We start from the raw sequence: 26,369 nt of genomic DNA on the forward strand, positions 1-26,369 counted from the left end.
GCGCGCCAGTGCGGCGACACCACAGAAGGTTTGGCCGGTGCTTTCACCGATCCTGCGCACCGGGTCGATTAAGGTTCCGTAAACATTGGCGCCCCGGGCGTATGGATGCCGTTGTCATCCCGGCGCGTGCCGTGCTCTCGGCGTAGACCGAAATTCATGCGTGATCGCCAACACCGGACCGTTGAACGCGGCGTTACCGAACCACCACAGGGACGAGCAGCTGCGCCGCGCTGGCCCTCGCGGCTGCTCGACGGTGACCACCTTTGGGGCTCGTATGGGGCCGCGGTCAGCCAGTACGGTGTTCGCCGCTACAACCTGATGATCTATCCGCCCGGAACCAGTACCACCGACCGGCGGTTGGCAAGGCTGTGGCGTGCATGGCCGCTAACCGCTGCCGCGCTCATGCTGTTGTGCGTCATGGTGTTTGGCAATGCAATGGATTCACCTGATACCGTGCTGACAATCGCTGCGGTTGCCTACCTGAGTATCAGCATGCTCCTGTTTTTCAGGGCCGGGCCTCCCCGTGTTCGAGCCAGGTCGATGTCGATCATCCTCATGCCCAATACGGCCGACCTGCAGGAGCTGCGCAGATACACCCAATGGCGGACGTTGGTCGACATGCTGATCAAGGCCGACCGCATGCTGGCAACTCATGCGATCTCACCGGTCGAGCATGAGGCCATCTGGTGGGATGCCTACGACCGGATGGAAGAGAACGAGCGTGTGTGATGCGCTGACACCAACCCCAGGCGTCGAGGTGTTCCGGTGTCCGTCCAATCATCAGCCCGACTAGGGAAGCGAGCCGACAACTAGCGCGCTCGTCGGAGGAAACAAGCCAATCATGGCAAAAGACCGGCCTCGGGCGAGCGTACCTGCATGTCGCGCGTCAGCGGCTGCCGGGTTTTTCGATCATCGGCAGCCGGACTCGGAAAACCGTTCTGCCCTCGGTGGATTCGGCGGTGACGGAGCCGTGGTGTGCCTTGACGATCGAACTGACGATGGCCAGACCCAGTCCGGTTCCGGTTCCATTCAGCCTCGAGCTGTCGGCGCGGGCGAAGCGTTCGAACAAGCGGGGGAGAAGCTCCGGGTCGATGCCCGGTCCGTCGTCGGCGACGGTCAGTTCCGCGCACGGCGCATCGGGACCGTCGTGGCGGCAGGTGATCGCGGTCGTGACGGTGACCCCGGGCGGGTTGTGCACCCGGGCATTGTTGAGCAGGTTGCTGACCAGCTGGTGCAACCGTGCGTGATCGCCGCGCACCCACACCGGTTCGTCGGGCAGGTCCTTCAGCCAATGGTGTGTCGGCGCCGCGACCGCTGCGTCGTTGACGGCGTTGCCGACAAGCGCGGCGAGGTCGACGTCCTCGCTTTCCAGGTCTTGCCCCTCGCCCAGGCGGGACAGCAGCAGCAGCTCGTCGACGAGCAGCGTCATTCGCCGCGCTTCTGACTCGATGCGGGCCAGCGCGTACTCGGTGGTCGGCGGCAACTCCGAACTGTCCTGGCGGGTGAGTTCGGCGTATCCCTGAATCGCGGCGAGCGGGGTCCGCAGCTCGTGGCTGGCGTCGGTGATGAATTGCCGCGTCCGCAGGTCGGACTCGGCGCGTTGCGCCAGCGCGCTATCGACGTTGTCCAGCAACCGGTTCAAGGTGTGGCCGACGATGCCGACCTCGTTCTGCTGGTTGGTGTCACGCGGCCGGACCCGGACGCTGATCCGGTGGTCGTCGTCGGCGAGCGGCATGGCGGCGACTTCCGCCGCGGTAGCCGCCAACCGGCGCAACGGCCGCAGGGTATAGCCGACGACCCACACGGTGAGTCCGGCGGTGACCATCAGCGCCGCCGCGATGAGGAGGGTGGCGGTGACCTGTTTGCGGGCAATGATTTGGTCGGCGAGGTTCAGTGACACGCCGGCGATCAACACGTCCGGTCCATCGACGTGGCTCTTGAGCCGGTAATACCCAAGGCTGCCCAGGTTCTCGGACCGTGGCGGGCCGTTTGTCCATGACTGCTCCTCGATGGCGTGGACCGCGTCGGCGGGCGCCGGGCGCGCTTCGGCTTCCGAGAACACAGCCGACCCGATCAGCGTGCCGTCGTGCAACACCACGATCAGGTTTCCCGGCGTCTGATCGGTGAACTGCAGCATCGCCTCCGACAGTGGCTTGGCGCCGCCGGCCGGATCGCGTTCGCTCCGAACGTATTTGTGGTAGGAGTGGCCCAACGCGTCCAAGGACTCAGCGACGTCGGCGTCGCTCATCGCGGTGACGTAGCCGCGCAGGCTCAGCACGGAGACGATTCCGACCGTCATCAGCACCACACTGACCACGGCGAGCACGCCCAGCAACAGCTGGCGGCGTAACGAACGGGGCAGCCACCGCGGAAGATCGCCGGACAGGGCGTCCCGGTCGCGGGTCATTCCGGGGACCGCAACATGTATCCCACGCCGCGCACCGTGTGAATCATCGGTTCCCGTCCGGAGTCGATCTTCTTCCTCAGATAAGAGATGTAGAGGTCGACGATGCTGGTGCGCCCGGCGAAGTCGTAGTTCCACACGCGGTCGAGGATCTCGCTGCGGCTCAGCGCGCGGCGCGGATTACGCATCAGGAACCGCAGCAGTTCGAACTCGGTTGAGGAGAGCGATATCTGCGTGCCGCCCCGCGTCACCTCGCGGCTGGCCGTGTCCAGCCGCAGGTCGCCGACATTGAGGTTCTCCGCCGCGGGCGGCGTCTGCTGACCGGAACGGCGCAGCAGCCCGCGCAGCCGCGCCACGAGCTCTTCCAAGCTGAACGGCTTGGTCATGTAGTCGTCGGCGCCCGCCGTCAGGCCCGTGACCCGGTCCATCACCGAATCCCGCGCGGTGAGGAAGAGCGTCGGGGTGTAGGTGTCAGATTGGCGGACGCGTTCCAGGATTCGCAGCCCGTCGACGTCCGGCAGCATGATGTCGAGCACCAGCACGTCTGGACTGACCCTGTCGAACTTGGCCATGGCCTCGCGCCCGTTGTGGGCGATGTCGACAACCCAGCCCTCGTAGTGCAGCGCCATCTTGACCAAGTTGGTTAGCGCCGGCTCGTCGTCGACCAGCAGGACCCTGATCGGCGAGCCATCGGCACGATAAATCCTGGGCAGCTGCCCGAGGATGGCCTGGCGGGGGCGCTGGCCACCCGCGTAGTCCGACATTGCGGTCATGTTCCTCCATTCTGGCAAGACCCACACCTGACTGTCACGGAGTTCATAGAGTTCTCAAATGTGCGCGGGATGGCCGCGCCGTGTAAGTCGGCTCAGATAGGGGTTCTCTAGGAGTTCGGTCGGACAGCTTGCGGTGGCCCGGTTCGCCAAAAACTTTGGGTCGCAGGGCCGTTGGCTTGTCCACGCCCACAGTCGCGGGCGATGCATCCCGAAAGCGGGGTCACCCGGGTCGACTTGGATCATTTCAACGCGCCGATATTGCCGCGGTTGGGGTCAGGCCGAAATACGTGCGCTCGGTGCAGCGGACGACGAAATGCTGCTCGCACGAAACCAATCACCAAAGTTTGCGGCTTTGAATGTGTTTCGCGGCCGACTCCGAATGGCACGGCGCGGGAAAATAAGATCAGCAAAAGCCGCCGCTCATACCGGCATGGCCGGGCGGCCGACGGCACCGCTCGCCGGTGGCGGGTAAAGCGCGAAATCGAAAGGGCCCGCACACCGTGGTGTGCGGGCCCTTCGAGCGAAGAAGCGGTGTCAGGCCCAGCTGGACCCAACGGCGCTGTCGGTGCTGGCCATGTTGCTGCCGGCGCTTTGCACCTTCTGCCCGTGGGCGTTGGCCTGCTCGTAGATCACCTGGAAGTTGCGACCCAACTGGGTGATGAACTCCTGGCAGGCCACCGAACCCGCGCCGCCCCAGAAGTCACCCGCAGCAAGCACATCGCGAACGATGGCCTGGTGCTCAGCCTCCAAAGACGCGGCCTGGGCGCGGATCAAAGCACCGTGGGCATCGACATCGCCGAACTGGTAGTTAATGGTCATTGCTTAGCTCCTTAAAGTGTTGGACAGCAGTGGTTTTCGACTGCTAGCTGCTCAGGATCTGCTGCGAGGCCTGCTCTTGCTGCTCGTAGTTGTTGGCGTCGCGGATGAGCCCGTCGCGCACTCCGTGGAGCATGTTGACGATGTTGCGGAAGGCCTGGTTCACCTGACCCATGGTGTCGTACGAGGTCGCCTGCGCCTGGCCGCTCCAGCCCGAGCCGGCGATGTTCATCGAGGACGCCCACATCTTGCGAGCCTCGTCCTCAACGGTCTGGGCGTGCACCTCGAAGCGGCCCGCCATCGCCCGCATCTCGTGCGGGTCGGTCATAAAACGAGTTGCCATGTTCTTTCTCCTTGTTTTTCCAAGCCTTCGAACTCGAAGTACTTAACAGTTGCAAATGATGCGGCGGTGGCTGCGTATCGGACAGATTACGGCCTACCGGTTAACTGATCGCCTCAAACGGGTGACATGTACCCCCTTATTTCCCGTACCGGTATTCCGACATCAGACGACAACCTGCTTGGGCATGACGACCGGCTTGAAGCCGTATCGCGGCCCGGCGCCGTAGGCACCGGCGCCCTTGGCCGCCGCCGCCATACCGGGCATGCCGGGCATCGCGGCGACGGGCTCCGCTTCGGCCGCGGCCGTCCAGCCCGAGCCCTCGAGCGGGGCGGTGGAGGAAGCCAACGACGTCGCCGGGGCGGCCGCATTCCAGCCGGCCGGCACCGACAGCCCGCCGACCGCGGAGGCCTCGCCGAGGGCCGCCGACGCTCCAGCGCCCGACACCGAGCCCACCATCGTGCCCGGCACCATTCCGCCGGCAAGCGGCGTGACGGAGTCGGTGAGCGCGAACGGGATCGACGGCACGGAGCCAAGGGTGTGCCCCAGCGACACGGCCGTCGGGATGGTGTTGCACACCCACCATGCCGCGGTGTTGACGGCGCCGTTGATGCCGTTGAACACCGACGGGGTGCCGATGAAGTTGTCGATCGACCCCAGGATTCCCGTGGTCTGGAAGGGCAGGGTGGGGGCGGCCAGGGCCGCCGCGTTCGCGGCGGGAGCCAGCGCCTGAACCGTACCGCCGGTCGAATCCGCGGCGAGCGCGGCGCTGTCCGCGGCCCCGGCGGCCGCGGGGTTGGTGGTCGACGCCAGCGGCGTCACCGGGGTCAGCACCCCCGCCGCCGCCGACGCCGCCTGGTAGGCGGCCATCGCCGCGGCGTCCTGGGCCCACATCTCGGCGTACTCCGCATCCAGCGCGGCGATCTCGGCGGCGACACCCGGGAGAATCGCCAACGGCAACAACGACGCTTGCAAAGTTCTATTCGCCACGACTACTGGTGGCGGCACCACGGCGGCATACACCGCTTCGAACGCCGCGGCCGACGCCGTGGCCTGAGCGCTGGCCTGTTCCAGCGTGGCCGCGGTCTGGGTCAGGTAGGTGATGATCGGCTGGGCCGCGGCGGCCGCAGCGGCCGAACCACCGCCCGTCCACTGCTCGCTGGTCAACAACGAGATGATCGACTCCCACTGGGTCGCCGTCGTGCTGATCTCGGCACCGAGGTTGGCGTACGCTGCCGCGGCCGCCATGAGCGGCGCGGAGCCCGCGCCGGAGTAGATGAGAGTCGAGGTGATCTCCGGCGGAATCGCTGCAAAGTCAAGAACCATTGTGTTTCCTGCTCCTTTGTCTGTTGGAATTTGAAGTCTTCGAGGAAGTGGCCGAGGGCTAGACGGTCGCCGGTTTCGGCATGACGATCGGCTTGACGCCGTAGCGGGGGGCCCCAAATCCGGCACTGTTGCGCGCGGCCGCACCCATGCCCGGCATGCCCGGAATGATTGTGCCCGTGCCGGCCTGCGGTGCGGCGGCGGTCCAGCCCACCGTCTGCAGCGGCGCGGCGCTGGTTCCCACCACCGGGGTGGCGGGCGCGGCCCACGTCGGCGGCACGGAGAGTTTGCCGACCATGGTGGCCTGGCCCGCGGCGGCCATCGGCGCTGCGCCGAGGCCGGCCATGCCGCCACCGGCCATGCCGCCCGTCATCGGTGCCGTCGTGTCGGCCAGGCCCGCCGCGCTGGCGGCCGAACCGGCGGCGTCCGAAGCGGAGGTGTCCAGCAGACCGCCACCCGCCAGACCGATGAGGTCCGAACCGGCCGAGGCCCAGTTGCCGAACCCGATGTTGCCGATGTTGGCGCCGTTACCCGACAGGCCGAAGATCCCGCCGAGCATGTTCGGGTTGGTGCCGTTGCCGGTACTGCCGAGCAGGTAGGCAAGCCAGTCGAGCGGGGTGTTCCCCGGCTGCGCGGCGGCGGCGGCGAGCGGAGAAGCGGCGTTCGACAGCGCGGCCTGGCTCGCGTTGATGGCCTCAGTGTCGCCGTAGCTGCCGGAACTGATGCCCAGGGTCTGCGCGTAATTTTCCAGCAAAGTCTGGGCCTGGGCCGCGAGGGTCTGGTACTGGGTGCCGTACGCCGTGAAGATGGCCGCCTGCTGGGCCGACACCGGGTCGGCGCCCGCGGGAGCGATCACCGTGGTCGCCGCCGCGGCGCCGGCGTTCTGCGCCGCCAGGTTGGTGTTGATCCCCGACAGCAGCTGCTCGGCAGCGAGCATCTCTTCGGTCTGAGTTGTCAGAAATGCCATCGATTGCTCCTAATGTTGGAACGAGCCGACCCCCATGCGGTGGATCGACCTGTGTGTTCGCGTAACGGCCCCTGTGCGTTGGCGTAACACTAACGACCCACGACTCCACGGTCCCGACCGAAAGCGTCAGCGTGACAGCCGTTTACGGCTTTTTAACGATGATGTCGTCAGTTTTAACACGGCCCTGTCGGGCGACATAGCCGTGTCATCTGTCATCTGCCGTACAGCCGTGGTTAAGGCGCGCGGGCGCGGATCCTAGCCCATGGCCATTGGCGCCGCACGGTGGAAATTTCGCTTGTTCGACGGGGATGCGATGTCCAAGATTGGGCGCCCGCGCGCTAGATTCGCCGCCGGGCCCCCATAGCCCAATTGGCAGAGGCAGCGGACTTAAAATCCGCCCAGTGTCGGTTCGAGTCCGACTGGGGGCACCAGCACCAAACGGCCCTATGGGCGTCGTGGGGCCGCCCCGTTGCCGCCGGCATTTGATTTGGGGCCTGGCTCTGCTCGGCGCAGTAAGTTGGTCGCACCGTAAGTTGGTCGCACCGTCGCCGATTTACGAAGGAGCCAGTGCCGACGTGACCGAGGATCCGCGGACTGACGCCGTCTCTCGGCAATACGACCGATGGGAGTATCCGCCTCCGGTCCAAGACCTCGAGGCGTGGGCGGCCAACGGCCATTGGGATTGGTTCGACCCCTCCTGGAGTCATCAAATCTTCTGGCCGGACCGGGAGTACAAACCGGACCTCGACATTCTGGTTGCCGGATGCGGCACGTCCCAGGCGGCAGCGTGTGCCTTCATGAACCGAGGCGCGAGGGTCGTGGCGATCGACGTCAGCCGGTCCGCGCTGAACCACGAGCAGTACCTGAAAGCCAAGCACGGACTCGGCAACCTCGAACTGCACCTGCTTCCGATCGAGAAGGTGAGCGAGCTTGCACTCGACTTCGACCTCATCGTGTGCAGCGGCGTGCTGCACCACATGGCGGATCCGTTGACCGGACTGAAAGCTCTCGGCGGATGCCTGCGCACGGACGGGGCGCTGGCCGTCATGCTTTATGCGAAGTATGGGCGGATCGGCGTGGAGATCCTCGAATCGGTGTTTCATGACCTGGGGCTGTCACAGGACGAAGCATCGGTCCAATTGGTCAAAGACGCGATCGCGGTGCTCCCGGCGGACCACCCCGCCAGCAGCTATGTCAGGGTCGCGCGCGACCTGCTGTCGGACGGCGGCCTCGTCGATACGTTCCTGCACGCCCGTCAGCGCAGCTACACCGTCGCGGAATGCCTGGACCTCGTCAGTGCGGCCGGACTCGCTTTCCAGGGCTGGTTTCACAAAACGCCGTATTACCCGCATGACCTTTTCCCGCCGGGGAGCAGACTTCCATCGGTACTGAGCCAATTGCCGGACGCAAAACTGTGGTCAGTGATGGAGCGCCTGCAAACGACGAACGCCACCCACTATTTCATTGCCTGCCGCCCTGATCGGCCCAAGGAGCAGTACACCGTCGATTTCTCGGACCCGGGAGCGCTCGATTACGTTCCGCTGGTGCGAACGGCGTGCCGGCTGTCCGGCGACGAAATCTTCCTGCGCGGTGTGCAACTGAAGCTCAACCCGGCCCAGCTGCCCTTCGTCCAGCGCGTCGACGGTCGCCGGACGATTCGTGAGATATGTGAATCCGTGGCACAGCTCAAAGACTTCGACCGGGGCGGCGGTGCGCAGATTCAGGAATTCGGCCACACGCTGTTTCAGGCGTTGTGGCGGTTGGACTTCCTGGCGATGGCGTTGAAGACGGAACCCACGGATTAGCACGAGCTGGACCCGACCGTCGCACCGCGCAGTAGGTTGGTCACGACCGCAACCGCGAAGGAGCCGCGCCGAAGTGACCGACGATCCGCGGAGCGACGGCGTCTCCAGCCAATACGATCGCTGGGAATACCCGCCTCCGGTGGCCGATCTGGCGGCGTGGACCACGACGCACTGGGATTGGTTCGATCCGTTCTGGGCGCACCGGGTGTTGTGGCCGAACCGGGAGTACCAACCCGACCTCGACATCCTCATCGCGGGCTGCGGAACGTTCCAGGCGGCCCTTTTCGCGTTCATGAACCGCACCGCCAAGGTGGTCGCGATCGATGTCAGCCGGTCGGCGTTGAAGCATGAGCAGTACCTGAAAGACAAGCACGGCCTGGACAACTTGGAACTGCACCTGCTGCCCATCGAAGAGGTGGCGACGCTGTCGCGCGACTTCGACCTCATCGTGTCCACGGGCGTCCTGCACCACATGGCGGATCCGTTGACGGGGCTCAAGGCGCTCGGCGGCTGCCTGCGTGCGGACGGGGCGCTGGGCGTCATGCTGTACGCGAAGTACGGCCGGATCGGCGTGGAGATGCTCGAGTCGGCGTTCCGCGACCTCGGACTCGGGCAGGACGACGCGTCGGTCCAAATGGTCAAAGAGGCGATCGCGGTGCTGCCCGCGGATCACCCCGTCCGCTCGTACCTGAAGGGCGCGCGCGATCTGGTGTCCGACGGCGCCCTGGTCGACACGTTCCTGCACAGTCGCCAGCGAAGCTACACCGTTGCGGAATGCCTGGACCTGGTCGGCGCCGCCGGATTGGTATTCCAGGGCTGGTTTCACAAGACGCCGTACTACCCACACGACGTCGTCGCGCCGGCGAGCGGGTTCCAGGCGCTGCTGAACCAGCTGCCCGATGTCCAACTGTGGTCGGTGATGGAGCGCCTGCAACCCGCGAATGCCACCCACTTCTTCATGGCGTGCCGCCCCGAACGCCCGAAAGAGCACTACGCTATCGATTTCTCGACGCCCCAGGCGCTCGACTACGTCCCGCTGTTGCGGACGGCCTGCCTGCTGTCCGGGGACGACATTCACCTGCCCGGCGCCAAACTGAAGCTCAACCCGGCCCAGCTGCCGTTCGTTCAGCAGGTGGACGGCCGTCAGACGATCCGGGAGATCATCGAGCACGTCGCCCGGCGCGGTGCCGTCGGCCCCGAAAACGCTGGTCTAGTGCGCGAATTCGGGCAAAAGCTGTTCGAGTCGCTGTGGCGTCTCGACTTTTTGGCGATGGCGCTGCACACCGCTTAGCGGTTCAAGTCTTTCCGATTCTCGGCCTTGGCCGTCAGAAGGCCCTGGCGCAACGCGGCAATGGCGTGGGCGGCCCGATTCGCCGCGACGGTGTACCCCTCGAGATCCGCTGCGCTCTCGGCGTTCTCGGCGAGACTGCTGGACAGCCGCGCCGTGTCCTTCAGGTTGCGGATCGCCCCCCAGATCGCTTCTTCGAGTTCGTCGCCGTAGGCGACGAGCAGCGCCTGGGCCGTCCATGCGTGGCCCACTTGGCAGCGGTAGGCGTTGTCGCCCACCGACATCAGAGCGCCGTTGCAGCTCGGGCACGTGTACCCGGTCGGTGGGCCCAGGTCTTCCACGCCGACGGACGCGGCGAACTGGCTGTCCATCGCGATCTGATTCTCCAACTCGAGCCGGCCGTCGGGGTCCGCCGCCTGCTCCTCGATGTCGCGGTCGGCGAGCCGCGCGAGCAGGCTGCCGATCTCCTTCGCCGCGGCCGTGTGATCGGCCAGGCCGGCCTTGATGGCGTTCTTCGGCAAGTCGGGAAACAGCGCGTCGCTCGGTTCCTGAATCACGGTGACTCCTCCCTTGGCCTGGATGGCGCGCAGGCCGGCCACGCCGTCGTCGAGCAGTCCCGACATCAGGACGCCGATCGCGCGCGGCCCATAGTCCAGAGCGACGGAACGGAAGAGCGCGTCGATCCCGGGTCGGCGACCGCTCTCCCACGGCCCGTCCGCCAGCGCCACCCGGTGATCGCGGGCGAGCAGATGGTGGTTGGGTACGGCGGCGTATATGCGGCCGGCCTCCAGCACGGCGCCGTCGAGCGCCGCGACCGCGGGCAACGGGCCGTTTCGGTCGATGATCTGGGCCAGCAGGGACGGCGCTGCACGGCTCATGTGGATGACGATTATGACCGCATACGGGAAGTCCGGCGGCATACCCGCCGCCAGTTCGCTCAACGCCTCGATGCCGCCGGCGGACGCGCCGACCGCCACCACGCCCTCAGCCAGCGTTGCCGTGCGACCCATGGCTCAACCTAGCCTTGCCCTGTCCCGGGTGACCGCTTTGCAGATCCGTTCGGCTCCAACACTGGCCCCCGCGGGGCCGCGAGCCAAGGGCCATAAGCCCTCTCCATTCCCCCGTGCGTGCGGCGGGGAAAGCAATCGGCGCCACCGGGATCGGCACCGCAGAAGCCTAAGCGGCAGGGGTCCTAGGCCGCGGACCAAATTTTCGACCCGGCCGCCGGGGGCCACGGGAATCGTCGCTCATACACTGGCCCCTCGTGGGTATGCTGTTTGGTCTTGCACCGTGGATCGTCTATTGGGTGCTCGTCGGTAACGTCCCGTTGCCTGCCGCCGCGCTGGCCGGGCTGGCCGTCGCGGCCATCGCACTGGCGATCGGAAGTCTCACCGGCAAGCCGGAGCGGACGCTCGAAATCGGTTCCGCCGCAGTGTTTGTGGTGTTGACGGGGTTGACTTTTGCGCTCGGTGACTGGTTCTCCCAGCGGTGGATGCTGCCGCTGAGCACCGCGGGGTTCCTGGTGGTGGCGCTGGTCGGCACGCTGACCGGTAAGCCGTTCGTGCGCGCGTTCGCCGCCGCGGAGCAGGCCGCAGACGTGCGCACGACCGAGCTGTTCGGGCGGACCGTCAGCGCCCTGAGCTGGATGTGGGTGGGGACTCTGGCCGTCATGACGGTGTCGTCGGCGATCCCACCGATCGTCCGGGGTGACGCGACCATGCTGGACTTCAGAACTCCGTCGTCGTACGTGTGCTACTGGCTCATTCCCTTCACGGCGTTGGGCCTGGCGGCGCTCGCGTCGCGGGTGCTGCCCGAGCGGATGCTCGCCGGGATCGACGACGTCGCGCGCGAAACCTCCTTCGTTGCCTACGACGAGGCCACCATCGACGAGCTGTACTTCCTTGCCCAGGAGCACGCGAATCGGGAGGTCGGCCCGGGGAAGGAGGCCTACGACGTGAAGGTCGGGGGCATGGGCACCCCGTTGACCGGGGACGAGTCGCGCAAGTCGTGGCCCTCGACGTACAAGGTGCGCGACAAGCGGCGCTGACGGCGCCGGGGTCTTCCGATACGTTGGGTTCCGCGGGGCGGGCCAGGACCCGCCGCACGCGCCCCGCGTCCGCGTGCGGCCCATGCGGGAGCCCCCAAGAGGAGTCGCAATGAACGCGATCAGCCCAGACGCCATCCGCGCGGAAACGATCACCATCACCGGCCACGGCGGCGACGAGATCGAGGCCTACCTCGCGACGCCGCTCGCCGAGGGGGCACGCGGCGGAGTCGTGTGGATTCATCACATGCCCGGCTATGACCGCGAGACCAAGGAGTTCGTCCGGCGCCTCGCCGTCAGCGGCTACCACGCCGCGGCCCCGAACCTCTATTCGCGTGAGGCGCCGGGCGCGTCGCCGGACGACGCGGCGGCGGCGGCGCGCGCGGCGGGCGGCGTGCCGGATGAACGCCTGGTCGGCGACGTCGCGGGCGCGGTCGAGCACCTGCGCTCATTGCCGGGCGCCAACGGCAAGTTCGGCGTCATCGGGCACTGCTCGGGCGGGCGGCACGCGTACCTGGCTGCCTGTTCGCTGCCGTTCGATGCCGCCGTGGACTGCTATGGCGCCTTCATCGTCGAGGATCCGCCGGAGGGCATGCCCAAGGCCATGAAACCGATCCTGCAGCTGGCGCCGAACCTCAGTTGCCCGCTGCTGGGCCTGTTCGGGCTCGATGACCGATTCCCGGCGCCGGCCGCGGTGGCCGCGCTCGACGACGAGCTGAACAGGCTGAACAAGCCGCACGAGTTCCACTCCTACGAGGGCGCGGGCCACTCGTTCTTCTCCGTCGACCGGCCCGCATACCGGCCCGAGGCGGCGGTCGACGGCTGGCGGCGCATCGACGCCTTCTTCGCCACCAACCTGAAAGGCTAGGTCTCGCCGGTCATGTGCACCTATCTCACCGAACACATCGGGATCGACGGCAGCGGCAAGGGCGCCACGGGATGGTTCGGCGCCAGCCGCGCGACCGTGTACCTCGACCACCCGGTCCACGCACCCTACGGCCACACGGTCAACATCGACGTGATCAATCCGGAACTCGGGCCGTCGGCGCGGGTGGCGCTGGAGCTCACCGAGGAGAGCGCCCTTGCGCTGGCCGACGCCATCCGAAGGGCGATCTCCCACGCGCCGGCCGGGCTGGCCGCCAAGGACCAGAAATGATGGCCGAGCGTGATTACCCCGAGATGGCCGTCGCGCGCGGCAGAGTCGAGCCCGCGCCGCGCCGGGTGCGGGGCTATCTCAAAGACGCGTTGGTCTTCGACACCACCTGCGCGCTTTACGTGTGGGAGGTGCCGTACTACCCGCAGTACTACATTCCGCTGGCTGATGTCCGGCAGGAGTTCCTACGTGACGAGAACCATTCGCAGAAGGTGCAATTCGGCGCCTCGCGGCTGTACTCCCTGGAGGCATCCGGCCAGACCTATCCGTCCGCCGCGCGGGTGTTCGACGCCGACGGTGGTGGCCAGGTGGCCGGGACGGTGCGATTCGAATGGAATCCGTTGCGCTGGTTCGAGGAAGACGAGCCGATCTACGGCCACCCGCGCAATCCCTATTCTCGGGTGGACGCCCTGCGGTCGCACCGGCACGTACGCGTCGAGCTGGACGGAATTGTGCTGGCCGACACCAGGTCTCCAGTCCTGCTGTTCGAAACGGGTTTACCGACAAGGTATTACATCGACCCCACCGACATCTCCTTCGAGCACCTGGAGCCCAGCGCGACGCAGACGCTGTGTCCGTACAAAGGGGTGACGTCGGGATACTGGTCCGTGCGCTCCCGCGAAGCGCTGCATCCGGACCTGGCCTGGACCTATCACTACCCGTTGCCCGCGGTCGGCCAGATCGCCGGTCTGGTGGCTTTCTACAACGAGAAACTGAATATCATCGTCGACGGTGCGGCTTTGCCGCGGCCGAAGACGCAGTTCAGCTAGAGTCCGGCAGTTACGAAATCAATTCTTAAACTGGGGAACACACAGTCGAAACATTGCCATTCGACGCTTCACCCGACTACGGCGTCATTGCGCACCGCAGCCGATTCTGAAATAGCCTATGGCTCGAATTGGGGTGTGTCGGAACCATGTTGCCCTATCCAGATTGGGTTAACCCCGGAGACAACGCCTGGCAGTTGGTGGCGGCGACTCTGGTCGGCCTGATGAGCATTCCAGGCATCGCCGTCCTGTACGGCGGAATAGTGCAGAGGAAGTGGGCCGTCAACACGATGTTGATGGCCTTCACGGGGTTCGCCCTGGTACTCGTCGTGTGGGTGCTCTGGGGCTTCAAGATGGGCTTCGGCGAGCCGCTGAAGCTGGGCCCAGGCATGCTGGCGTCGGCGGTCGGGAAGCCGCGGACGATTCTGAGCAGCAACAACCAGCAGATCGCCTATATCCCGCTGCTGGATGGCACCATGCCGTCGTTTCGATTCCCCGAGACCACGCTGGCCTACTTCCAATTCGTGTTCGCCGCGATCACCCCGTTGCTGTTTCTCGGCAGCGTAATCGGCCGGATGAGCTTCAAAGTCTGGCTGGTCTTCGTCCCGCTCTGGTCGACGTTTGCGTACTCGGTCAACGCGTTCCTGCTGTGGGGCGGCGGTTGGTGGTCACACGCCGGGGCCCTGGATTACAGCGGTGGGTACGTGATCCACCTCGCCGCCGGGACGTCCGGGTTCGTCGCGGCCGCGGTGATCGGCCCGAGACTTGTGCGCGACCGGGAACGGGCCGTGCCGAACAACCTTCCCCTGGCCGCGGTCGGTGCGGGGATTTTGTGGTTGGGCTGGAACGGATTCAACGGCGGTGACCCGTACTTCTCGGGGGCCGATGCGTCGCTGGCTGTCATCAACACCAACCTGGCGACAGCGGTGGCATTGCTCACCTGGGTGATCTGGGACATCTTCGCGAGCAAGCAGCGCAAACCCACCTTCCTCGGCGCCGTCAACGGGATGATCACCGGCCTGGTCGCCATCACGCCGGCCGCCGGATTCGTCAATAGTTTCGGTGCGATGATCATCGGCCTGGTCGCTTCGACGCTTGTCTGGTTCTCGTGGAATTACTTAGGCAGGACAAGGCTTTTCAGGAAGGTCGATGACACGCTGGGTGTGTTTCACACCCATGGTGTGGCCGGCTTGGCGGGCGGGTTGCTCGTCGGAGTGCTCGCGGACCCGCACATCGTCGAATACCTGGGCGGCAGCACCGGACAGGACGTGACCTTCTCCGGTTGGCTGTACGGTCACCATCCCAAACAGATACTCATCCAGGCCGGCGCCGCCGGCACGGTCATCGTCTGGGATGCGCTGGTGACGTTCGTCATCCTGCGGGTCCTCGGGCTCTTTATGAAGTTGCGGTTGCCCGACGAGGTTCTTGACACAGGCGACCTGGGTGCGCATGACGAAGAGGCTTACCCCGACGAAACGCTCGTCAGCGGACGGCAAATTGAGCCGTTAGCGTCAGCGCGGGCCGAGTCGGTGGGCTCCCGGACCACCGAGTCGGCCGACGACTGAGGCGGCTACGCCATGAAACTGATCACCGCGATCGTCCAGCCCTTCACCCTCGACGACGTGAGGCACGCAGTCGAAACGGCCGGGGTGCTCGGCATGACCGTTTCCGAAGTCCAGGGATACGGCAGGCAACGCGGGCACACGGAGGTGTACCGGGGCGCCGAGTACGCGGTGAACTTCGTTCCGAAGATACGGGTCGAGGTGCTCACCGACGACGAGCACGTCGAGCGACTGGTTACGGCCATCACCGGCGTCGCTCGCACCGGCAAGATCGGTGATGGAAAGGTCTGGGTTTCACCGGTGCAGAGTGTGATTCGCATCCGCAGTGGTGAGCGCGACCACGACGCGCTCTGAGGCGCGGCCGGACGTGGGTGTGATGTTTGCCTCTGGAGGTCGCCGAAGCTAAGAATCTCTTACACAGGCGGTTTCACGCGCAGCTACCGGTGTTAGCGGCGCTCGGTAAACATCCTGGCAACCAAGCTGTTTATTGTTCGCTGCCGGAAAAGTGCCTGCCGAGGGCATATCGGAGCCTTAACGGATTCTCAGGCAGCGGGTGATCCAGGTTACTGCTCGGACGATTCATCGCACTTCGGTCGGGGAACCCGTGGCTAGACTCGCTTCGAGCAGCAACGTCAGCGCCGGTCGGCGCTGAAATCCGGTTGACCGGGGGCCGTAACTGTCGTGCCACGGGCCAGCGACATTTTCCTCCGCGCCGACAAAACAGCAAAGGCGGTGCAATGTGAGCAATGTGAACGGCCGCAAGGCTTTCCACAACGACCGAGATACCTTCGAGTGCCACCATGCATCGATGGTCCAGATTCCCGGGGGAAAGGGCCCGATCAGCGACATGGGTATCAACGCGGACGGCAGCCGGCTGATCGTCGCCAATCACGGCCGCGACACCGTCTCGATCATCGACACCGATGCGCGGCGGGTGGTGCAGACCGTCACCGGCCTCGGCGAGCCCTTCACGATCGCACTCAGCGGTGGGGACGCCCCCCGCGCCTACGTCAGCAGCGCGACGGCGGCATACGACTCCGTCGACGTCGTTGACCTCGCCACGAATACGCGCGTCGCGACGCATCCGCTGGCCAACAGCGTGAGCGGCCTCGCCGTGAGCGCTGACGGCCAATTCGTCTACACCGGCCGCAACAGCGCCCGGGGAGCCGACGTCACTGTCCTGGACACCACGACGGGCGACTTCGAGGTGATCGACCTCGCCTCCGCGCCGGGCACCACCGTGGACTGTGTGTGCATCGGCCCCGACGGGCGTCAGCTCTACGCCGCCACCAACGGCCCGTCGGGCGGCCAACTGGTCGAGATCGACACCCGGCGCTCGCGCGTCGCCGGCGCCTACGAGCTCGGATTACCCATCCGCGACATTGCGCTGAGCGACGACGGCGGCACGGCCTACGTGGCCAGTTGCGGCCCCGTCGTCGGCGCGGTGCTCGACGTCATCGACACCCGAACCCGCAAGATCACCGGCACCCGCAAGCTCAGCGAGGTCGCCGGTCCGCTCACCCGCTTGGCGCTCAGCCGCGACGGGCGTCGCGCCTATCTGGTCGGCGACGACCACGTGGCGGTGGTCTGCACGCGCATGCACGACGTCATGGGTGACATCACGGCGGTGCAGCACCCGTCCTGCGTGGTGGAAAGCCCCGACGGCAGATACCTCTACATCGGCGACTACTCCGGCGTGGTCACGGTGGCGCCGATCGCCGCGGGACTGGCCGACGAGTCGACCGCCCGGCTGCCCGCGCCGGCGCAGCGGGAACCCGTACTCGCTTAGGTTGATTGCCGACGCCGCCGCCGAACGCGGGCTTAGGGTGGAGGCTGCCGGCGGCCCCGCGCCCCCGGTTCGGGATGCGGCCACCCCGCGTCTCGTGCGTTGACTTCAGGCGATGCGGCGCCGACATCCAAAGGCGGTACCTCAATGGACAGCACGATGCAGGATTTTCCGTTGACGATCACCGCGATCATGCGCCACGGCTGCGGCGTGCACGGCGCCCGCACGGTGGCCACCGCCACCGGCGACAGCTACCGGCGGGCCAGCTACCGCGAACTGGGCCAGGACGCCGCCCGGCTGGCGAACGGGTTGCGCCGCCTCGGCGTCAAGGGCGACCAGCGGGTGGCGACGTTCATGTGGAACAACGCCGAACACTTGGCGACCTACCTCGCGGTGCCCTCGATGGGGGCCGTACTGCACACCCTCAACATCCGCCTCTTCGCCGAGCAGATCGCCTACGTCGCCAACGAGGCCGAAGACCAGGTGGTGCTGGTCGACGCGTCGCTGGCCAGGTTGCTCGCGCCGGTGCTGGGCGACCTCAAGACCGTGCACACCGTGATCGTCGTGGGGGAGGGCGACACCGCCCCGTTCGAGGAATCGGGCAAGACCGTGCTGCGATATGCCGATGTGCTCGACGCCGAATCCCCCGAGTTCGGCTGGCCGGAGCTCGACGAGAAGTCCGCGGCAGCAATGTGCTACACGAGCGGCACCACCGGCAACCCGAAAGGCGTGGTCTACAGCCACCGTTCGAGCTACCTGCACACGATGGCGGCCTGCACCACCAACGGCATCGGCGTCGGCGCCGTCGACAGCGTGCTGCCGATCGTGCCGATGTTCCACGCCAACGCGTGGGGCCTGCCCTACGCGGCACTGATGGCCGGCGCCGATCTGGTGTTACCCGACTGCCACCTCGACGCCCGCTCGCTGATCCGCATGGTCGAGGACCTGCGGCCGACCGTGGCGGGCGCAGTGCCCACCATCTGGAACGACGTGTTGCATCGCCTGGAGGACGAACCCGACCACGACATGTCGTCGCTGCGGCTGGTGATCTGTGGCGGATCGGCCGTTCCGCTGTCGCTGATGCGCACCTTCGAGGAGAACCACGGCGTTCAGATCCGCCAACTGTGGGGCATGACGGAGACGTCACCGATGGCCACCATGGCGTGGCCGCCCCCGGGAACTCCTGAGGAGCAGCATTGGGCGATCCGGGCAACCCAGGGGCAGCCGATCTGCGGCGTGGAGATGCGGATCGTCGACGATGACGGCACCGTGCTGCCCAACGACGGCGAGGCCGTCGGCGAGGTGGAGGTCCGCGGCCCATGGATCGCCGCCTCCTATTACCTGACGCCCGACGACTCGAAGTTCGATTCCGGCTGGTTGCGCACCGGTGACGTGGGGCGGATCGACGAGCGCGGCTTCGTCACCCTGACCGACCGGGCCAAGGACGTCATCAAGTCCGGCGGCGAGTGGATCTCCTCGGTCGAGCTGGAGAACAGCTTGATCGGGCACCCGCACGTGATCGAGGCCGCGGTCGTCGGCGTGCCCGACGAGCGCTGGCAGGAACGGCCGCTGGCCGTCGTGGTGGCCAAGGAAGGCACCACGGTCAGCGCCGAAGATCTGCGAAAGTTCCTCGCGGAGAAAGTGGTTCGCTGGTGGCTGCCCGAGCGGTGGGCATTCGTCGAGGAGATTCCGCGCACCAGTGTGGGCAAGTATGACAAGAAGGCCATCCGGGCTCGCTACGCCGAGCATGGCTACTGGGTGGTCGAGGCCCGCGACTGAGCTCGCGAGCTGACGCTCGGTACCGTCGACACCATGTGTCGACTCTTCGGGCTCCACGCCGGGACGGACGTCTGCACCGCGACGTTTTGGTTGGTGGACGCCCCCGACAGCCTGGCCGAGCAGAGCAGGAGAAACCCGGACGGCACGGGCGTGGGCGTCTTCGACGGTCGCGGCCGGCCGCAGCTGGACAAGCAGCCCATGGCGGCCTGGCAGGACGCCGCGTTCGCCACCGAGGCCCGCGACCTGACCGGCACGACGTTCATCGCGCACGTGCGTTACGCGACGACCGGTTCCCTCGACGTGCGCAACACCCACCCCTTCCTGCAAGACGGCCGGATCTTCGCGCACAACGGCGTGCTCGAGGGGCTCGACGTGCTCGACGACCGGCTCCGCGAGGTCGGCACCGAGGATTTGGTGCTTGGCGACACCGACTCCGAGCGGGTGTTCGCGTTGATCACCGCCTCGATCCGGGCGCTCGACGGCGACGTCGCCGCGGGCCTGACCGATGCGATGAGGTGGCTCGCGGCCAACGTGCCGATCTATGCGGTCAACGTGCTGCTGAGCACGGCCACCGACATGTGGGCGCTGCGCTACCCCGAAACCCATGAGCTCTACATGTTGGACCGGTCCGACGACGCCCCCACCCAGGCCCCGACATTCGACATGCGCAGCAACCGCATTCACGCGCAGTCTGAACATCTGTGCACCCGCCCGTCGGTGCTGTTCGCCACCGAACGCATGGACGACGACCCCCGCTGGCGCCTGCTGGAGCCCGGTGAGCTGGTCCACGTCGGGGCCGCGTTGCGCGTCGACCGCCGGCTGATCCTGCCCGACCCGCCTGCCCACCTGCTGCGCCGGGCGGAGTTGAGCGCACCGGTCCAAGAGGCGCAACACGCGCTGCCGGGCGCCCGACGCTAGCCGATGCCGGCCTGGCAGAGTGGGTGGGCGTGACAACCAGACGGGCGCTTGTACTGGGCGGTGGGGGGATAGCGGGAATCGCCTGGGAGACAGGCATTTTGCGCGGCATTGCCGACGAATCACCTGCGGCGGCCGGGCTGTTGCTGGATTCCGAGGTGCTGGTGGGCACCTCCGCGGGGTCGACGGTCGCCGCGCAGATCGGGAGTGGCGCCCCGCTTGCTGAGCTCTTCGACCGGCAGGTCGCCGAGGCGTCGGCCGAGATCGACTCCGGAGTCGACGTCGAGACGATCACCGAAATGTTCCTGAAGGCCTTGGCCGAGCCCTGCGCGGACCCGTCGGACCGGACCCGGCAGCAGATGCAGCGGATCGGCGCCGTGGCGCTCGCGACCGAAACCGTTCCGCCGCCGGTGCGCCGCCGCGTCATCGCGCAGCGCTTGCCATCCCACGACTGGCCCGACCGGGCGCTGCGGGTCACCGCAATCGACGTTGCCACCGGCGAATTGACCGTTTTCGATCGCGAGTCCGGTGTCGACCTCGTCGACGCGGTGGCGGCCAGTTGCGCCGTGCCAGGGGCGTGGCCGCCGGTGGCGATCGCCGGCCGCCGCTACATGGACGGCGGGGTGGCCAGCTTGGTCAACCTCGGTGTGGCCGCCGATTGCGACGCGGCGGCGGTGCTGGTGCCCTCGGGCGCGGACACGCCGTCGCCGTTCGGCGCCGGCCCGGCCGCCGAGATCTCCGCCTTCGCCGGCGCGACGTTCGCGATGTTCGCCGACTCAGGCTCGCTGGCGGCCTTCGGGCCCAATCCGCTGGATCCCGCCTGCCGCGTCGCGTCGGCACTGGCCGGACGCGAGCAGGGCCGCCGCGAGGCCGCTGCCGTCGCGCGCTTCCTCGGCGTCTAATCCGTTGCCGCAGGGCGGTTTTCAACCCTCGATCGCGGGCGGCGCGGCGCGGTCGTTCTCGAAGGCGTCCAACGCCTCGTCCGCCAGCGCGCGACCCACGCCGATCACCTCCGCCGCACGGTGAAACTCGAGGCCCCGGCAGATCGACCGCGGAACCTCGATCAACAAGTCGGGCGGGTAGACGGCCAGCGTGTGGCGCGCCAGCGCGGCCTGGGCGATGTCGATCGTCCGGTTCATCACCTCGAAGCTGCCCAGTTTAGGGACTTCCGGTGCGGCGTCGACCAATTCACCGGCCACCTCGTCGTCGGCCGCGTTCTCTTCGACGTCCGCATCGTCCGGCCAGCTTTCCGCGTCACCGGTGGACCCGCCGAACCTGCCCAGGACCGCCCGCGCGCTCGCCCGATCGAGCAGCGAACGCGCGGCCGTGGTGTCGAGCAGCGCCGAGGTGCTGCGCACCATGCGGTTCAGCCACTCGGCGGTGACCCCGGACTCCGTGTCGCGGTTGGCGATCGCCTCGCTGCCGCTGAGGCTCACCGCGATGGTCACGTCGGCGTTGACCGCCGACAGGGGCGCCATCGGCAGCGGGTCCAGGATGCCGCCGTCGGCCAGCAGCCGCCCGTCGACCTCGTGCGGGGCGATCACGCCGGGGATGGCGATGGAGGCGCGGATCGCGGTGTCGACCGGGCCGCGCTGAAACCACACCGACTTGCCGGCCACCAGGTCGGTCGCCACCGCGGTGAAGGGGATGGGCAACTGCTCGATGGCGACCGGGCCGAGGATGTCGCGCACGGCATCGAGGATCTTCTCGGCGCGCATCACCCCTGCCGCGCTGATGGAGAAATCAAGCAGCCGCAGGATGGTGCGCTGGGTCAGGGACTTCGCCCAATCGGCGAACTCGTCGCGGCGCCCGGCCGCCTCCAGGCCGCCGACCAGGGCGCCCATCGACGAGCCCGCGATGCCCACGATCTCGTACTCCCGGGCGCGTAGCGCCTCGATCACCCCGATGTGGGCGTACCCGCGCGCCCCGCCACTGCCCAGCGCCAACGCCACCCGGGTCGGCGACGGTCGGCGTCCAACCGCTGTGGCGGGTCCGTCCGGCATCCCTTCATTCTGCGCGGCGGCACCGGCCCGCACCGGCCGGGCCGGCGGCTTTTTCTACCCGTGAATTCAATTGTCCGGGTGATTCGGACGCGCTAGCCGCATTCGTCGTTGGCGGCGGCACGCGCGGCGGTGAGCACGGCCGCCTGCCGGGCCGGCGTCAGATCCGCCCAGCGGGCGTTCCAGCTGCCCGGGGTGCCCGACGGCGCGGCCTGCAGCATCGCCAGGTAGGGCTCGAACAGCGACTGACCGGTCCTGGGCTGGGCATCCATCCAGACTTTCGCGGCGTGACAGGCCTGGTAATACTCTTCCTCGGTCGAATCCGCGGGCACGTCGACCCGGGTCGTCACGCCCGCCGGGGAAAGCCCGACGGCGCCCGGGGGAGCCGCGCCGGGGCCATTGGGAATGGTCGCCGGCCGCGTCGACGAGGACGCGGGCCGGCCGCTCGGGTGGTCAGCGGAGCATCCCGCGACCGCCAACAGACTGGCCGCCACGGCGAGCGTGCCGCACAGCAGGGGTCGACAAGCGCACCGGCGCACCCTCCCAATCTATGCAACACTGGCGGCCGTGATGGAGCGCTTCGGATTTTGCGAGTGTTGTCGGCCGTAAGACGCCGCCGCCCGTCCGATCCGTTTTCTCTGGAGCTCCCCAATGTCTGTGCCCCTCGCCGCCCCGGCTGCGTTGCGCCACGTCTCGTCCCCATCGTCGGGACCGACCCGCCTGCGGGTGCCCGACCTCATGCACGCCACCGACCAGGCCGCCGACGACGTGCTGAGCGGGCGTTGTGACCACCTGCTGCCCCCGGGCGGGATACCGCAGACGCGGCGCTGGTTCACGCGCATCCACGGCGACGAGGAACTGGATGTCTGGCTGATCAGCTGGGTGCCCGGTCACCACACCGAACTGCACGATCACGGTGGATCGCTGGGGGCGCTGACGGTGGTGTCCGGCTCGCTCAACGAATTCCGCTGGGACGGCCGCGCCCTGCGGCAGCGGCGGCTGGACGCCGGCGACCAGGCCGGGTTCCCGCTGGGCTGGGTGCACGACGTGGTGTGGGCGCCCCGGCCCGTTTCTGTGCCGGTCTCGGGCCTGGCGGGCGCCAACCGCGGGCCGGTGCGTCCGTCGCTGAGCGTGCACGCCTATTCGCCGCCGCTGACCGCGATGTCCTACTACGAGGTCACCGGCCGAAATCGGCTGCGCCGCCAGCGCACCGAGCTGACCGATCAACCGGAAGGACCGTGATGAGCCGCATCGACGTTGTGCTGAGATCCGCCCGGCGGCGCCTCCGTCGCCTTCCCGCCGCCGAAGTGCCCGACGCGCTGCGGCGTGGGGCGGTGCTCGTCGACATCCGGCCGCAGGCCCAGCGCTTCCGCGAGGGCGAGATCCCCGGCGCGCTGGTGATCGAACGCAACGTCTTGGAGTGGCGGTGCGACCCCACCAGCAAGGCCAGGCTGCCCGAGGCCGTCGGCGACGACGTCGAATGGGTGATCGTGTGCTCGGAGGGCTACACCTCCAGCCTCGCAGCCGCCGCGCTGCTGGACATCGGCCTGCACCGCGCCACCGACGTCATCGGCGGGTATCACGCCCTCGCGGGTTCCGGTGTGCTGGAACAGCTTTCCGGTTCCGCGCCGGTGGAAGCCGGTCCCGGGGTGCTCGCCAACTCCGGCACCCCGAGCCGGCGTTGGCTTTAGCCTCCACCTCCTCCGCCGCCGCCACCGTCGCAGCCGCCGCAGTAGTAGTCGGCCCCGCCGCTGCTCACCGACGGACTGGGCGTCGGCGTGGGGGCAGGTGCGGGCGTGTCCACCGAGAGGGGCGTCCGGAGCGCACCGGCCACCGCGTTCGGCGCGGTGTGTTCCGGCACGCAGAGCGCGGCCGGCGGGACCACGATCAGCGCGCCCGCCATCACGAAGTTCGGGACAGCGTTACGGAAGGCGAGAGGGCCGGCCCGAGTCGTCATTGACTGCTCCTTTCAAGGGCTCATATGCAGTTCAAATGTTTCACCGGACGGGCGGCCGATCGGTCACGTCGTTGTTACTTTCATGTAAGCCCGGCGGCGGACGTTTGCCCTCAGTCGGCATGCAGCAGCGGACGCAGCTTGGCGGTCTTGTCCGGCGTCCAGCCGGGCGGTGGCAGCACCGCCGCCCAGCCGTCGGCGACGTCGGCTACGTAGTGGTGGCCATGACCGTCGGGTACGTCCACCGCCACCGCCATGTCGGCCGACACCTGCAGGAACGTGACGACCGGAATCCAGCGCGTCTGCGGTAGCACGTCATAGCCGCGCGGCTCGTTGAGCCAGTCCGGCTTGCTGAACAACAGGTCTGGCGTCCACCAGGCGATGGGGTCCGACGCGTGCTGCAGATACACCACCCGCGGGTGATCCCACGGCGCGTTGGGGCGGGTCAAATCCTTTGCGCGGGCGACGAATCGGACATACCGCCCGTCCTGGTAGATCGGCAACCACTCCGGGGATCCATTGTCACGTGTCGACGTCAGATCGGTCCAGATGGTGTTTTTGAAGGTCGGCCCGCTGAACAACGCCCCGTCGGTGCGCGCCAGCACGTTGTTCAGGCTCAGGAACGGCGCCTCGCCCCCGAACGATCCCAGGCTCTCGCCGAACACGACCAACTTGGGCCGGTTGCCCTCGGGCATCTGGCGGATCAGCTTGTCGACGGCCTCGAAGAGCGCCTGCCCGGCGTGCCGGGCGTTTTCCTTGTCCACCAGGAACGACAGCCAGCTCGGCAGGAACGAATACTGCATGCTCACGATCGCGGTGTTGCCGTTGTACATGTATTCCAGCGCCGAGGCTTCCGCCTCGTTGATCCACCCGGTACCGGTGGTGGTGCCCACCGCGACGACGGCGCGCTGCAGCCCGCCGGTGCGCGCCAACTCCTGTGCCGCCAGCTCCGCGGAGGCCGTGATGCCCTTCGACGAGTCCAATCCGGCGTAGGCCCGGATCGGCTCGGTTGCCGGCGCTCCGTTGAACGCGGTCAGATCGGCGACATTCGGACCGCCCTCGACGAAGAGGCGGCCCTCGCGGCCCAGCGACTCCCACGACACCAGCGACTCCGGGCCGCCCGATCGCAGCGGGGTCTTCGGGGGAGCGGTGTCCGGATTCATCTCATCGTTCGCCGAGGCGAACGTGTTGTTCATGGTGCGCATCGCGAACTTGAGCACGACGCCGTTGAGCACGGTGATGGTCAGGACCACCAGGGTCACGACCACGATGGTCGCCGAGAGCCGAAACGGCACGAACCGGTCCACCTGACCGACCAGAAATCCGACCAGCCAGCGGGTGAATTGACCCAGCTCGACCACCGCGAACAACACCACCAGGGACAGCACCGCGGCCAGCGGGTAGTCGTACCACTTCAGGTGCTCCACGCCCATCAGGTTGCGCACGTCGTCCTGCCAGACGTGAAACCAGATCGCCATGAGGACCTGGCCCACCACGCCGACCGGGATCAGCACCTTCCATGCCCAGGAGGGGGCCGGTGGGCTGTGATCCTTTTCGCGCATGAACCGCACCAGCCAGACCGAAAAGACACCCAGCCCGTAGCCGATGGCGCCGGAGAGCCCGCTGACCAGCCCCTGGAACAGCGGGCCGCGGGGCAGTAGCGACGGCGTCAGCGACAGCCAGATGAAGATCACCCCGACAGCGGTGCCGGTGAACGTGTAATGCCGCACCCACCAAGGCTTTTCGGTCCATGGCAGGGTCGGGGCGCGCCCGGCTCGCGACCCGGGTGCCGGTCGCGGCGCGACGCCCGGCTTCGCGGCCGCGGGCTCCTCGACGACGTTCGCCGGGTCCTGGTCTGCCTCGGTGGGTGTCGCGGAAACCGGTTCGCTCACGGGCGCGTCCTAGCGGTGGGTGAAGTTCGGCGGGCGCTTCTCGATGAACGCCGTCATGCCCTCGGACTGGTCCTCGGTCGCGAAGGTCGAGTGGAAGAGCCGACGTTCGTAGAGAAGGCCCTCGGACAGGGTGGATTCGAACGCGCGGTTGACGGCCTCCTTGGCCATCCGGGCCGCCGAGCGTGACATCTGCGAAATGGTGGTGGCGACGGCCTTGGCCTCGGTCAGCAAATCGTCGGCCGGCACCACGCGGGAAACCAGGCCGCTGCGTTCGGCTTCGGCGGCGTCGATGGTGCGCCCGGTCAGGATGAGGTCCATGGCCTTGGCCTTACCGATGGCGCGGGTCAGGCGCTGCGAACCGCCCATGCCCGGGAGCACGCCGAGTTTGATCTCGGGCTGGCCGAACTTCGCGGTATCGGCGGCGATCAGCACGTCGCACATCATGGCGAGCTCGCAGCCGCCGCCGAGCGCGTGCCCGGCCACCGCGGCGATGGTCGGCGTGCGCACGGCGGCCAGTTTGGCCCAGGCGCCGAAGAAGTCGGCGTCGAACGCGTCGGCGAACGTCAGGCCGGCCATCTCCTTGATGTCGGCGCCGGCGGCGAATGCCTTGGCCGAACCGGTGATGATGATCGCCCCGATGCCGGGGTCGTTGTCGAGCTCGGTTGCGGCGCTGGTGACTTCGTTCATCACCTGGGTGTTCAGCGCGTTGAGCGCCTTGGGCCGGTTCAGGGTGATGGTGCCGACTCGCCCGTCGCGTTCGACCAGGATGGTTTCGTAGCTGTTGGCAGTGGGGTCTGTCAT

Annotated in this window: 27 protein-coding genes and 1 tRNA gene; 16 read left to right on the forward strand and 12 right to left on the reverse strand. The window is 67.4% G+C overall.

Annotation, left to right across the window (positions count from 1 at the left end):
• Positions 1–156: 156 nt before the first annotated feature.
• Positions 157–729, forward strand: a complete 573-nt coding sequence (locus tag ACEL92_RS06275) for a DUF6611 family protein (protein ID WP_374024769.1) — start codon at positions 157–159, stop codon at positions 727–729.
• 157 nt (positions 730–886) lie between these two features.
• On the opposite strand, the gene ACEL92_RS06280 is transcribed toward ACEL92_RS06275, so the two are convergent.
• The 6 genes from ACEL92_RS06280 to ACEL92_RS06305 all read right to left on the reverse strand — a co-directional run bounded on the left by ACEL92_RS06280 (position 887) and on the right by ACEL92_RS06305 (position 6,623).
• Complete coding sequence (locus ACEL92_RS06280) at positions 887–2,407, reverse strand: sensor histidine kinase (RefSeq protein WP_374024770.1); 1,521 nt, start codon at positions 2,405–2,407, stop codon at positions 887–889.
• A complete protein-coding gene (locus ACEL92_RS06285; RefSeq protein ID WP_374024771.1) occupies positions 2,404–3,177 on the reverse strand; it encodes a response regulator transcription factor in 774 nt (257 codons plus the stop codon). The genes ACEL92_RS06280 and ACEL92_RS06285 overlap by 4 nt, the downstream gene beginning before the upstream one ends.
• A gap of 534 nt (positions 3,178–3,711) precedes the next feature.
• On the reverse strand, positions 3,712–3,996 hold the full coding sequence (locus tag ACEL92_RS06290; protein WP_046182844.1) for a WXG100 family type VII secretion target: 285 nt from the start codon (positions 3,994–3,996) through the stop codon (positions 3,712–3,714).
• Positions 3,997–4,039: 43 nt separating this feature from the next.
• Entirely contained in the window at positions 4,040–4,336 is a 297-nt protein-coding gene (locus ACEL92_RS06295) for a WXG100 family type VII secretion target (RefSeq protein ID WP_007168951.1), read from the reverse strand.
• 162 nt (positions 4,337–4,498) lie between these two features.
• Positions 4,499–5,659: a PPE domain-containing protein gene (locus tag ACEL92_RS06300; RefSeq protein ID WP_374024772.1), complete on the reverse strand. Its 1,161-nt coding sequence runs from the start codon at positions 5,657–5,659 to the stop codon at positions 4,499–4,501.
• 58 nt (positions 5,660–5,717) lie between these two features.
• Positions 5,718–6,623, reverse strand: coding sequence for a PE domain-containing protein (locus ACEL92_RS06305; RefSeq protein ID WP_374024773.1), 906 nt, complete (start codon positions 6,621–6,623; stop codon positions 5,718–5,720).
• 354 nt (positions 6,624–6,977) lie between these two features.
• On the opposite strand from ACEL92_RS06305, the gene ACEL92_RS06310 reads away from it, so the two are divergent.
• From ACEL92_RS06310 to ACEL92_RS06320, 3 genes are all read left to right on the forward strand, one after another.
• Positions 6,978–7,054 (forward strand) — tRNA-Leu (locus ACEL92_RS06310).
• Between the two features lie 144 nt (positions 7,055–7,198).
• Positions 7,199–8,428 (forward strand): class I SAM-dependent methyltransferase, encoded by a 1,230-nt coding sequence (locus ACEL92_RS06315; RefSeq protein ID WP_374024774.1) that lies wholly within the window; start codon positions 7,199–7,201, stop codon positions 8,426–8,428.
• A gap of 73 nt (positions 8,429–8,501) precedes the next feature.
• Positions 8,502–9,719 carry a class I SAM-dependent methyltransferase gene (locus tag ACEL92_RS06320; RefSeq protein WP_374024775.1) on the forward strand — a complete coding sequence of 406 codons (1,218 nt, stop codon included), beginning with the start codon at positions 8,502–8,504 and terminating at the stop codon, positions 9,717–9,719.
• On the opposite strand, the gene ACEL92_RS06325 is transcribed toward ACEL92_RS06320, so the two are convergent.
• Entirely contained in the window at positions 9,716–10,726 is a 1,011-nt protein-coding gene (locus ACEL92_RS06325) for a chemotaxis protein CheB (RefSeq protein ID WP_374024776.1), read from the reverse strand. The genes ACEL92_RS06320 and ACEL92_RS06325 overlap by 4 nt on opposite strands.
• A 254-nt stretch (positions 10,727–10,980) precedes the next feature.
• Between ACEL92_RS06325 and ACEL92_RS06330 the strand changes: the two genes are divergently transcribed.
• The 10 genes from ACEL92_RS06330 to ACEL92_RS06375 all read left to right on the forward strand — a co-directional run bounded on the left by ACEL92_RS06330 (position 10,981) and on the right by ACEL92_RS06375 (position 20,624).
• Entirely contained in the window at positions 10,981–11,763 is a 783-nt protein-coding gene (locus tag ACEL92_RS06330) for a hypothetical protein (RefSeq protein WP_374024777.1), read from the forward strand.
• Positions 11,764–11,872: 109 nt separating this feature from the next.
• On the forward strand, positions 11,873–12,628 hold the full coding sequence (locus tag ACEL92_RS06335) for a dienelactone hydrolase family protein (protein ID WP_374024778.1): 756 nt from the start codon (positions 11,873–11,875) through the stop codon (positions 12,626–12,628).
• 12 nt (positions 12,629–12,640) lie between these two features.
• Positions 12,641–12,916, forward strand: a complete 276-nt coding sequence (locus ACEL92_RS06340) for a DUF6295 family protein (RefSeq protein WP_374024779.1) — start codon at positions 12,641–12,643, stop codon at positions 12,914–12,916.
• The gene (locus ACEL92_RS06345) at positions 12,913–13,683 is read left to right on the forward strand and encodes a DUF427 domain-containing protein (protein WP_374024780.1); all 771 of its coding nucleotides are present in this window, start codon (positions 12,913–12,915) and stop codon (positions 13,681–13,683) included. The genes ACEL92_RS06340 and ACEL92_RS06345 overlap by 4 nt, the downstream gene beginning before the upstream one ends.
• A gap of 146 nt (positions 13,684–13,829) precedes the next feature.
• Positions 13,830–15,245 carry an ammonium transporter gene (locus tag ACEL92_RS06350; protein ID WP_374024781.1) on the forward strand — a complete coding sequence of 472 codons (1,416 nt, stop codon included), beginning with the start codon at positions 13,830–13,832 and terminating at the stop codon, positions 15,243–15,245.
• A 12-nt stretch (positions 15,246–15,257) separates the two neighbouring features.
• The gene (locus ACEL92_RS06355; protein WP_374024782.1) at positions 15,258–15,596 is read left to right on the forward strand and encodes a P-II family nitrogen regulator; all 339 of its coding nucleotides are present in this window, start codon (positions 15,258–15,260) and stop codon (positions 15,594–15,596) included.
• Positions 15,597–15,981: 385 nt separating this feature from the next.
• Complete coding sequence (locus ACEL92_RS06360; protein WP_374024783.1) at positions 15,982–17,031, forward strand: YncE family protein; 1,050 nt, start codon at positions 15,982–15,984, stop codon at positions 17,029–17,031.
• 144 nt (positions 17,032–17,175) lie between these two features.
• A complete protein-coding gene (locus ACEL92_RS06365) occupies positions 17,176–18,807 on the forward strand; it encodes a long-chain fatty acid--CoA ligase (RefSeq protein WP_374024784.1) in 1,632 nt (543 codons plus the stop codon).
• 33 nt (positions 18,808–18,840) lie between these two features.
• Positions 18,841–19,725: a class II glutamine amidotransferase gene (locus ACEL92_RS06370; RefSeq protein ID WP_374024785.1), complete on the forward strand. Its 885-nt coding sequence runs from the start codon at positions 18,841–18,843 to the stop codon at positions 19,723–19,725.
• A gap of 29 nt (positions 19,726–19,754) precedes the next feature.
• Complete coding sequence (locus ACEL92_RS06375; RefSeq protein WP_374024786.1) at positions 19,755–20,624, forward strand: patatin-like phospholipase family protein; 870 nt, start codon at positions 19,755–19,757, stop codon at positions 20,622–20,624.
• A 21-nt stretch (positions 20,625–20,645) separates the two neighbouring features.
• Here the strand turns inward: ACEL92_RS06375 and ACEL92_RS06380 are convergent, their stop codons facing one another.
• Both ACEL92_RS06380 and ACEL92_RS06385 read right to left on the reverse strand, forming a co-directional pair.
• On the reverse strand, positions 20,646–21,725 hold the full coding sequence (locus ACEL92_RS06380) for a patatin-like phospholipase family protein (RefSeq protein ID WP_374024787.1): 1,080 nt from the start codon (positions 21,723–21,725) through the stop codon (positions 20,646–20,648).
• A gap of 92 nt (positions 21,726–21,817) precedes the next feature.
• Complete coding sequence (locus ACEL92_RS06385; RefSeq protein ID WP_374024788.1) at positions 21,818–22,261, reverse strand: lipoprotein LpqV; 444 nt, start codon at positions 22,259–22,261, stop codon at positions 21,818–21,820.
• Between the two features lie 112 nt (positions 22,262–22,373).
• On the opposite strand from ACEL92_RS06385, the gene ACEL92_RS06390 reads away from it, so the two are divergent.
• The gene (locus ACEL92_RS06390; RefSeq protein WP_374024789.1) at positions 22,374–22,964 is read left to right on the forward strand and encodes a cysteine dioxygenase family protein; all 591 of its coding nucleotides are present in this window, start codon (positions 22,374–22,376) and stop codon (positions 22,962–22,964) included.
• Positions 22,964–23,413 carry a rhodanese-like domain-containing protein gene (locus ACEL92_RS06395; RefSeq protein WP_374024790.1) on the forward strand — a complete coding sequence of 150 codons (450 nt, stop codon included), beginning with the start codon at positions 22,964–22,966 and terminating at the stop codon, positions 23,411–23,413. The genes ACEL92_RS06390 and ACEL92_RS06395 overlap by 1 nt, the downstream gene beginning before the upstream one ends.
• Here ACEL92_RS06395 and ACEL92_RS06400 read toward each other — a convergent pair.
• From ACEL92_RS06400 to ACEL92_RS06410, 3 genes are all read right to left on the reverse strand, one after another.
• Positions 23,410–23,679: a hypothetical protein gene (locus ACEL92_RS06400; RefSeq protein WP_374024791.1), complete on the reverse strand. Its 270-nt coding sequence runs from the start codon at positions 23,677–23,679 to the stop codon at positions 23,410–23,412. The genes ACEL92_RS06395 and ACEL92_RS06400 overlap by 4 nt on opposite strands.
• Positions 23,680–23,789: 110 nt before the next feature.
• Complete coding sequence (locus tag ACEL92_RS06405) at positions 23,790–25,568, reverse strand: alpha/beta hydrolase (protein WP_374024792.1); 1,779 nt, start codon at positions 25,566–25,568, stop codon at positions 23,790–23,792.
• A 9-nt stretch (positions 25,569–25,577) separates the two neighbouring features.
• Entirely contained in the window at positions 25,578–26,369 is a 792-nt protein-coding gene (locus ACEL92_RS06410; RefSeq protein ID WP_374024793.1) for an enoyl-CoA hydratase, read from the reverse strand.

The organism is Mycobacterium hainanense, from assembly GCF_041890355.1.
In the GTDB taxonomy this organism is placed as follows: Bacteria; Actinomycetota; Actinomycetes; order Mycobacteriales; family Mycobacteriaceae; genus Mycobacterium; species Mycobacterium hainanense.

Coding starts and splice junctions, on each gene's coding strand:
- ACEL92_RS06275 (WP_374024769.1), top strand. CDS start 157: ATGCGTGATCGCCAACACCGGACCGTTGAACGCGGCGTTACCGAACCA.
- ACEL92_RS06280 (WP_374024770.1), bottom strand. CDS start 2,407: ATGACCCGCGACCGGGACGCCCTGTCCGGCGATCTTCCGCGGTGGCTG.
- ACEL92_RS06285 (WP_374024771.1), bottom strand. CDS start 3,177: ATGACCGCAATGTCGGACTACGCGGGTGGCCAGCGCCCCCGCCAGGCC.
- ACEL92_RS06290 (WP_046182844.1), bottom strand. CDS start 3,996: ATGACCATTAACTACCAGTTCGGCGATGTCGATGCCCACGGTGCTTTG.
- ACEL92_RS06295 (WP_007168951.1), bottom strand. CDS start 4,336: ATGGCAACTCGTTTTATGACCGACCCGCACGAGATGCGGGCGATGGCG.
- ACEL92_RS06300 (WP_374024772.1), bottom strand. CDS start 5,659: ATGGTTCTTGACTTTGCAGCGATTCCGCCGGAGATCACCTCGACTCTC.
- ACEL92_RS06305 (WP_374024773.1), bottom strand. CDS start 6,623: ATGGCATTTCTGACAACTCAGACCGAAGAGATGCTCGCTGCCGAGCAG.
- ACEL92_RS06325 (WP_374024776.1), bottom strand. CDS start 10,726: ATGGGTCGCACGGCAACGCTGGCTGAGGGCGTGGTGGCGGTCGGCGCG.
- ACEL92_RS06335 (WP_374024778.1), top strand. CDS start 11,873: ATGAACGCGATCAGCCCAGACGCCATCCGCGCGGAAACGATCACCATC.
- ACEL92_RS06340 (WP_374024779.1), top strand. CDS start 12,641: ATGTGCACCTATCTCACCGAACACATCGGGATCGACGGCAGCGGCAAG.
- ACEL92_RS06345 (WP_374024780.1), top strand. CDS start 12,913: ATGATGGCCGAGCGTGATTACCCCGAGATGGCCGTCGCGCGCGGCAGA.
- ACEL92_RS06350 (WP_374024781.1), top strand. CDS start 13,830: ATGTTGCCCTATCCAGATTGGGTTAACCCCGGAGACAACGCCTGGCAG.
- ACEL92_RS06355 (WP_374024782.1), top strand. CDS start 15,258: ATGAAACTGATCACCGCGATCGTCCAGCCCTTCACCCTCGACGACGTG.
- ACEL92_RS06365 (WP_374024784.1), top strand. CDS start 17,176: ATGGACAGCACGATGCAGGATTTTCCGTTGACGATCACCGCGATCATG.
- ACEL92_RS06370 (WP_374024785.1), top strand. CDS start 18,841: ATGTGTCGACTCTTCGGGCTCCACGCCGGGACGGACGTCTGCACCGCG.
- ACEL92_RS06380 (WP_374024787.1), bottom strand. CDS start 21,725: ATGCCGGACGGACCCGCCACAGCGGTTGGACGCCGACCGTCGCCGACC.
- ACEL92_RS06390 (WP_374024789.1), top strand. CDS start 22,374: ATGTCTGTGCCCCTCGCCGCCCCGGCTGCGTTGCGCCACGTCTCGTCC.
- ACEL92_RS06395 (WP_374024790.1), top strand. CDS start 22,964: ATGAGCCGCATCGACGTTGTGCTGAGATCCGCCCGGCGGCGCCTCCGT.
- ACEL92_RS06400 (WP_374024791.1), bottom strand. CDS start 23,679: ATGACGACTCGGGCCGGCCCTCTCGCCTTCCGTAACGCTGTCCCGAAC.
- ACEL92_RS06410 (WP_374024793.1), bottom strand. CDS start 26,369: ATGACAGACCCCACTGCCAACAGCTACGAAACCATCCTGGTCGAACGC.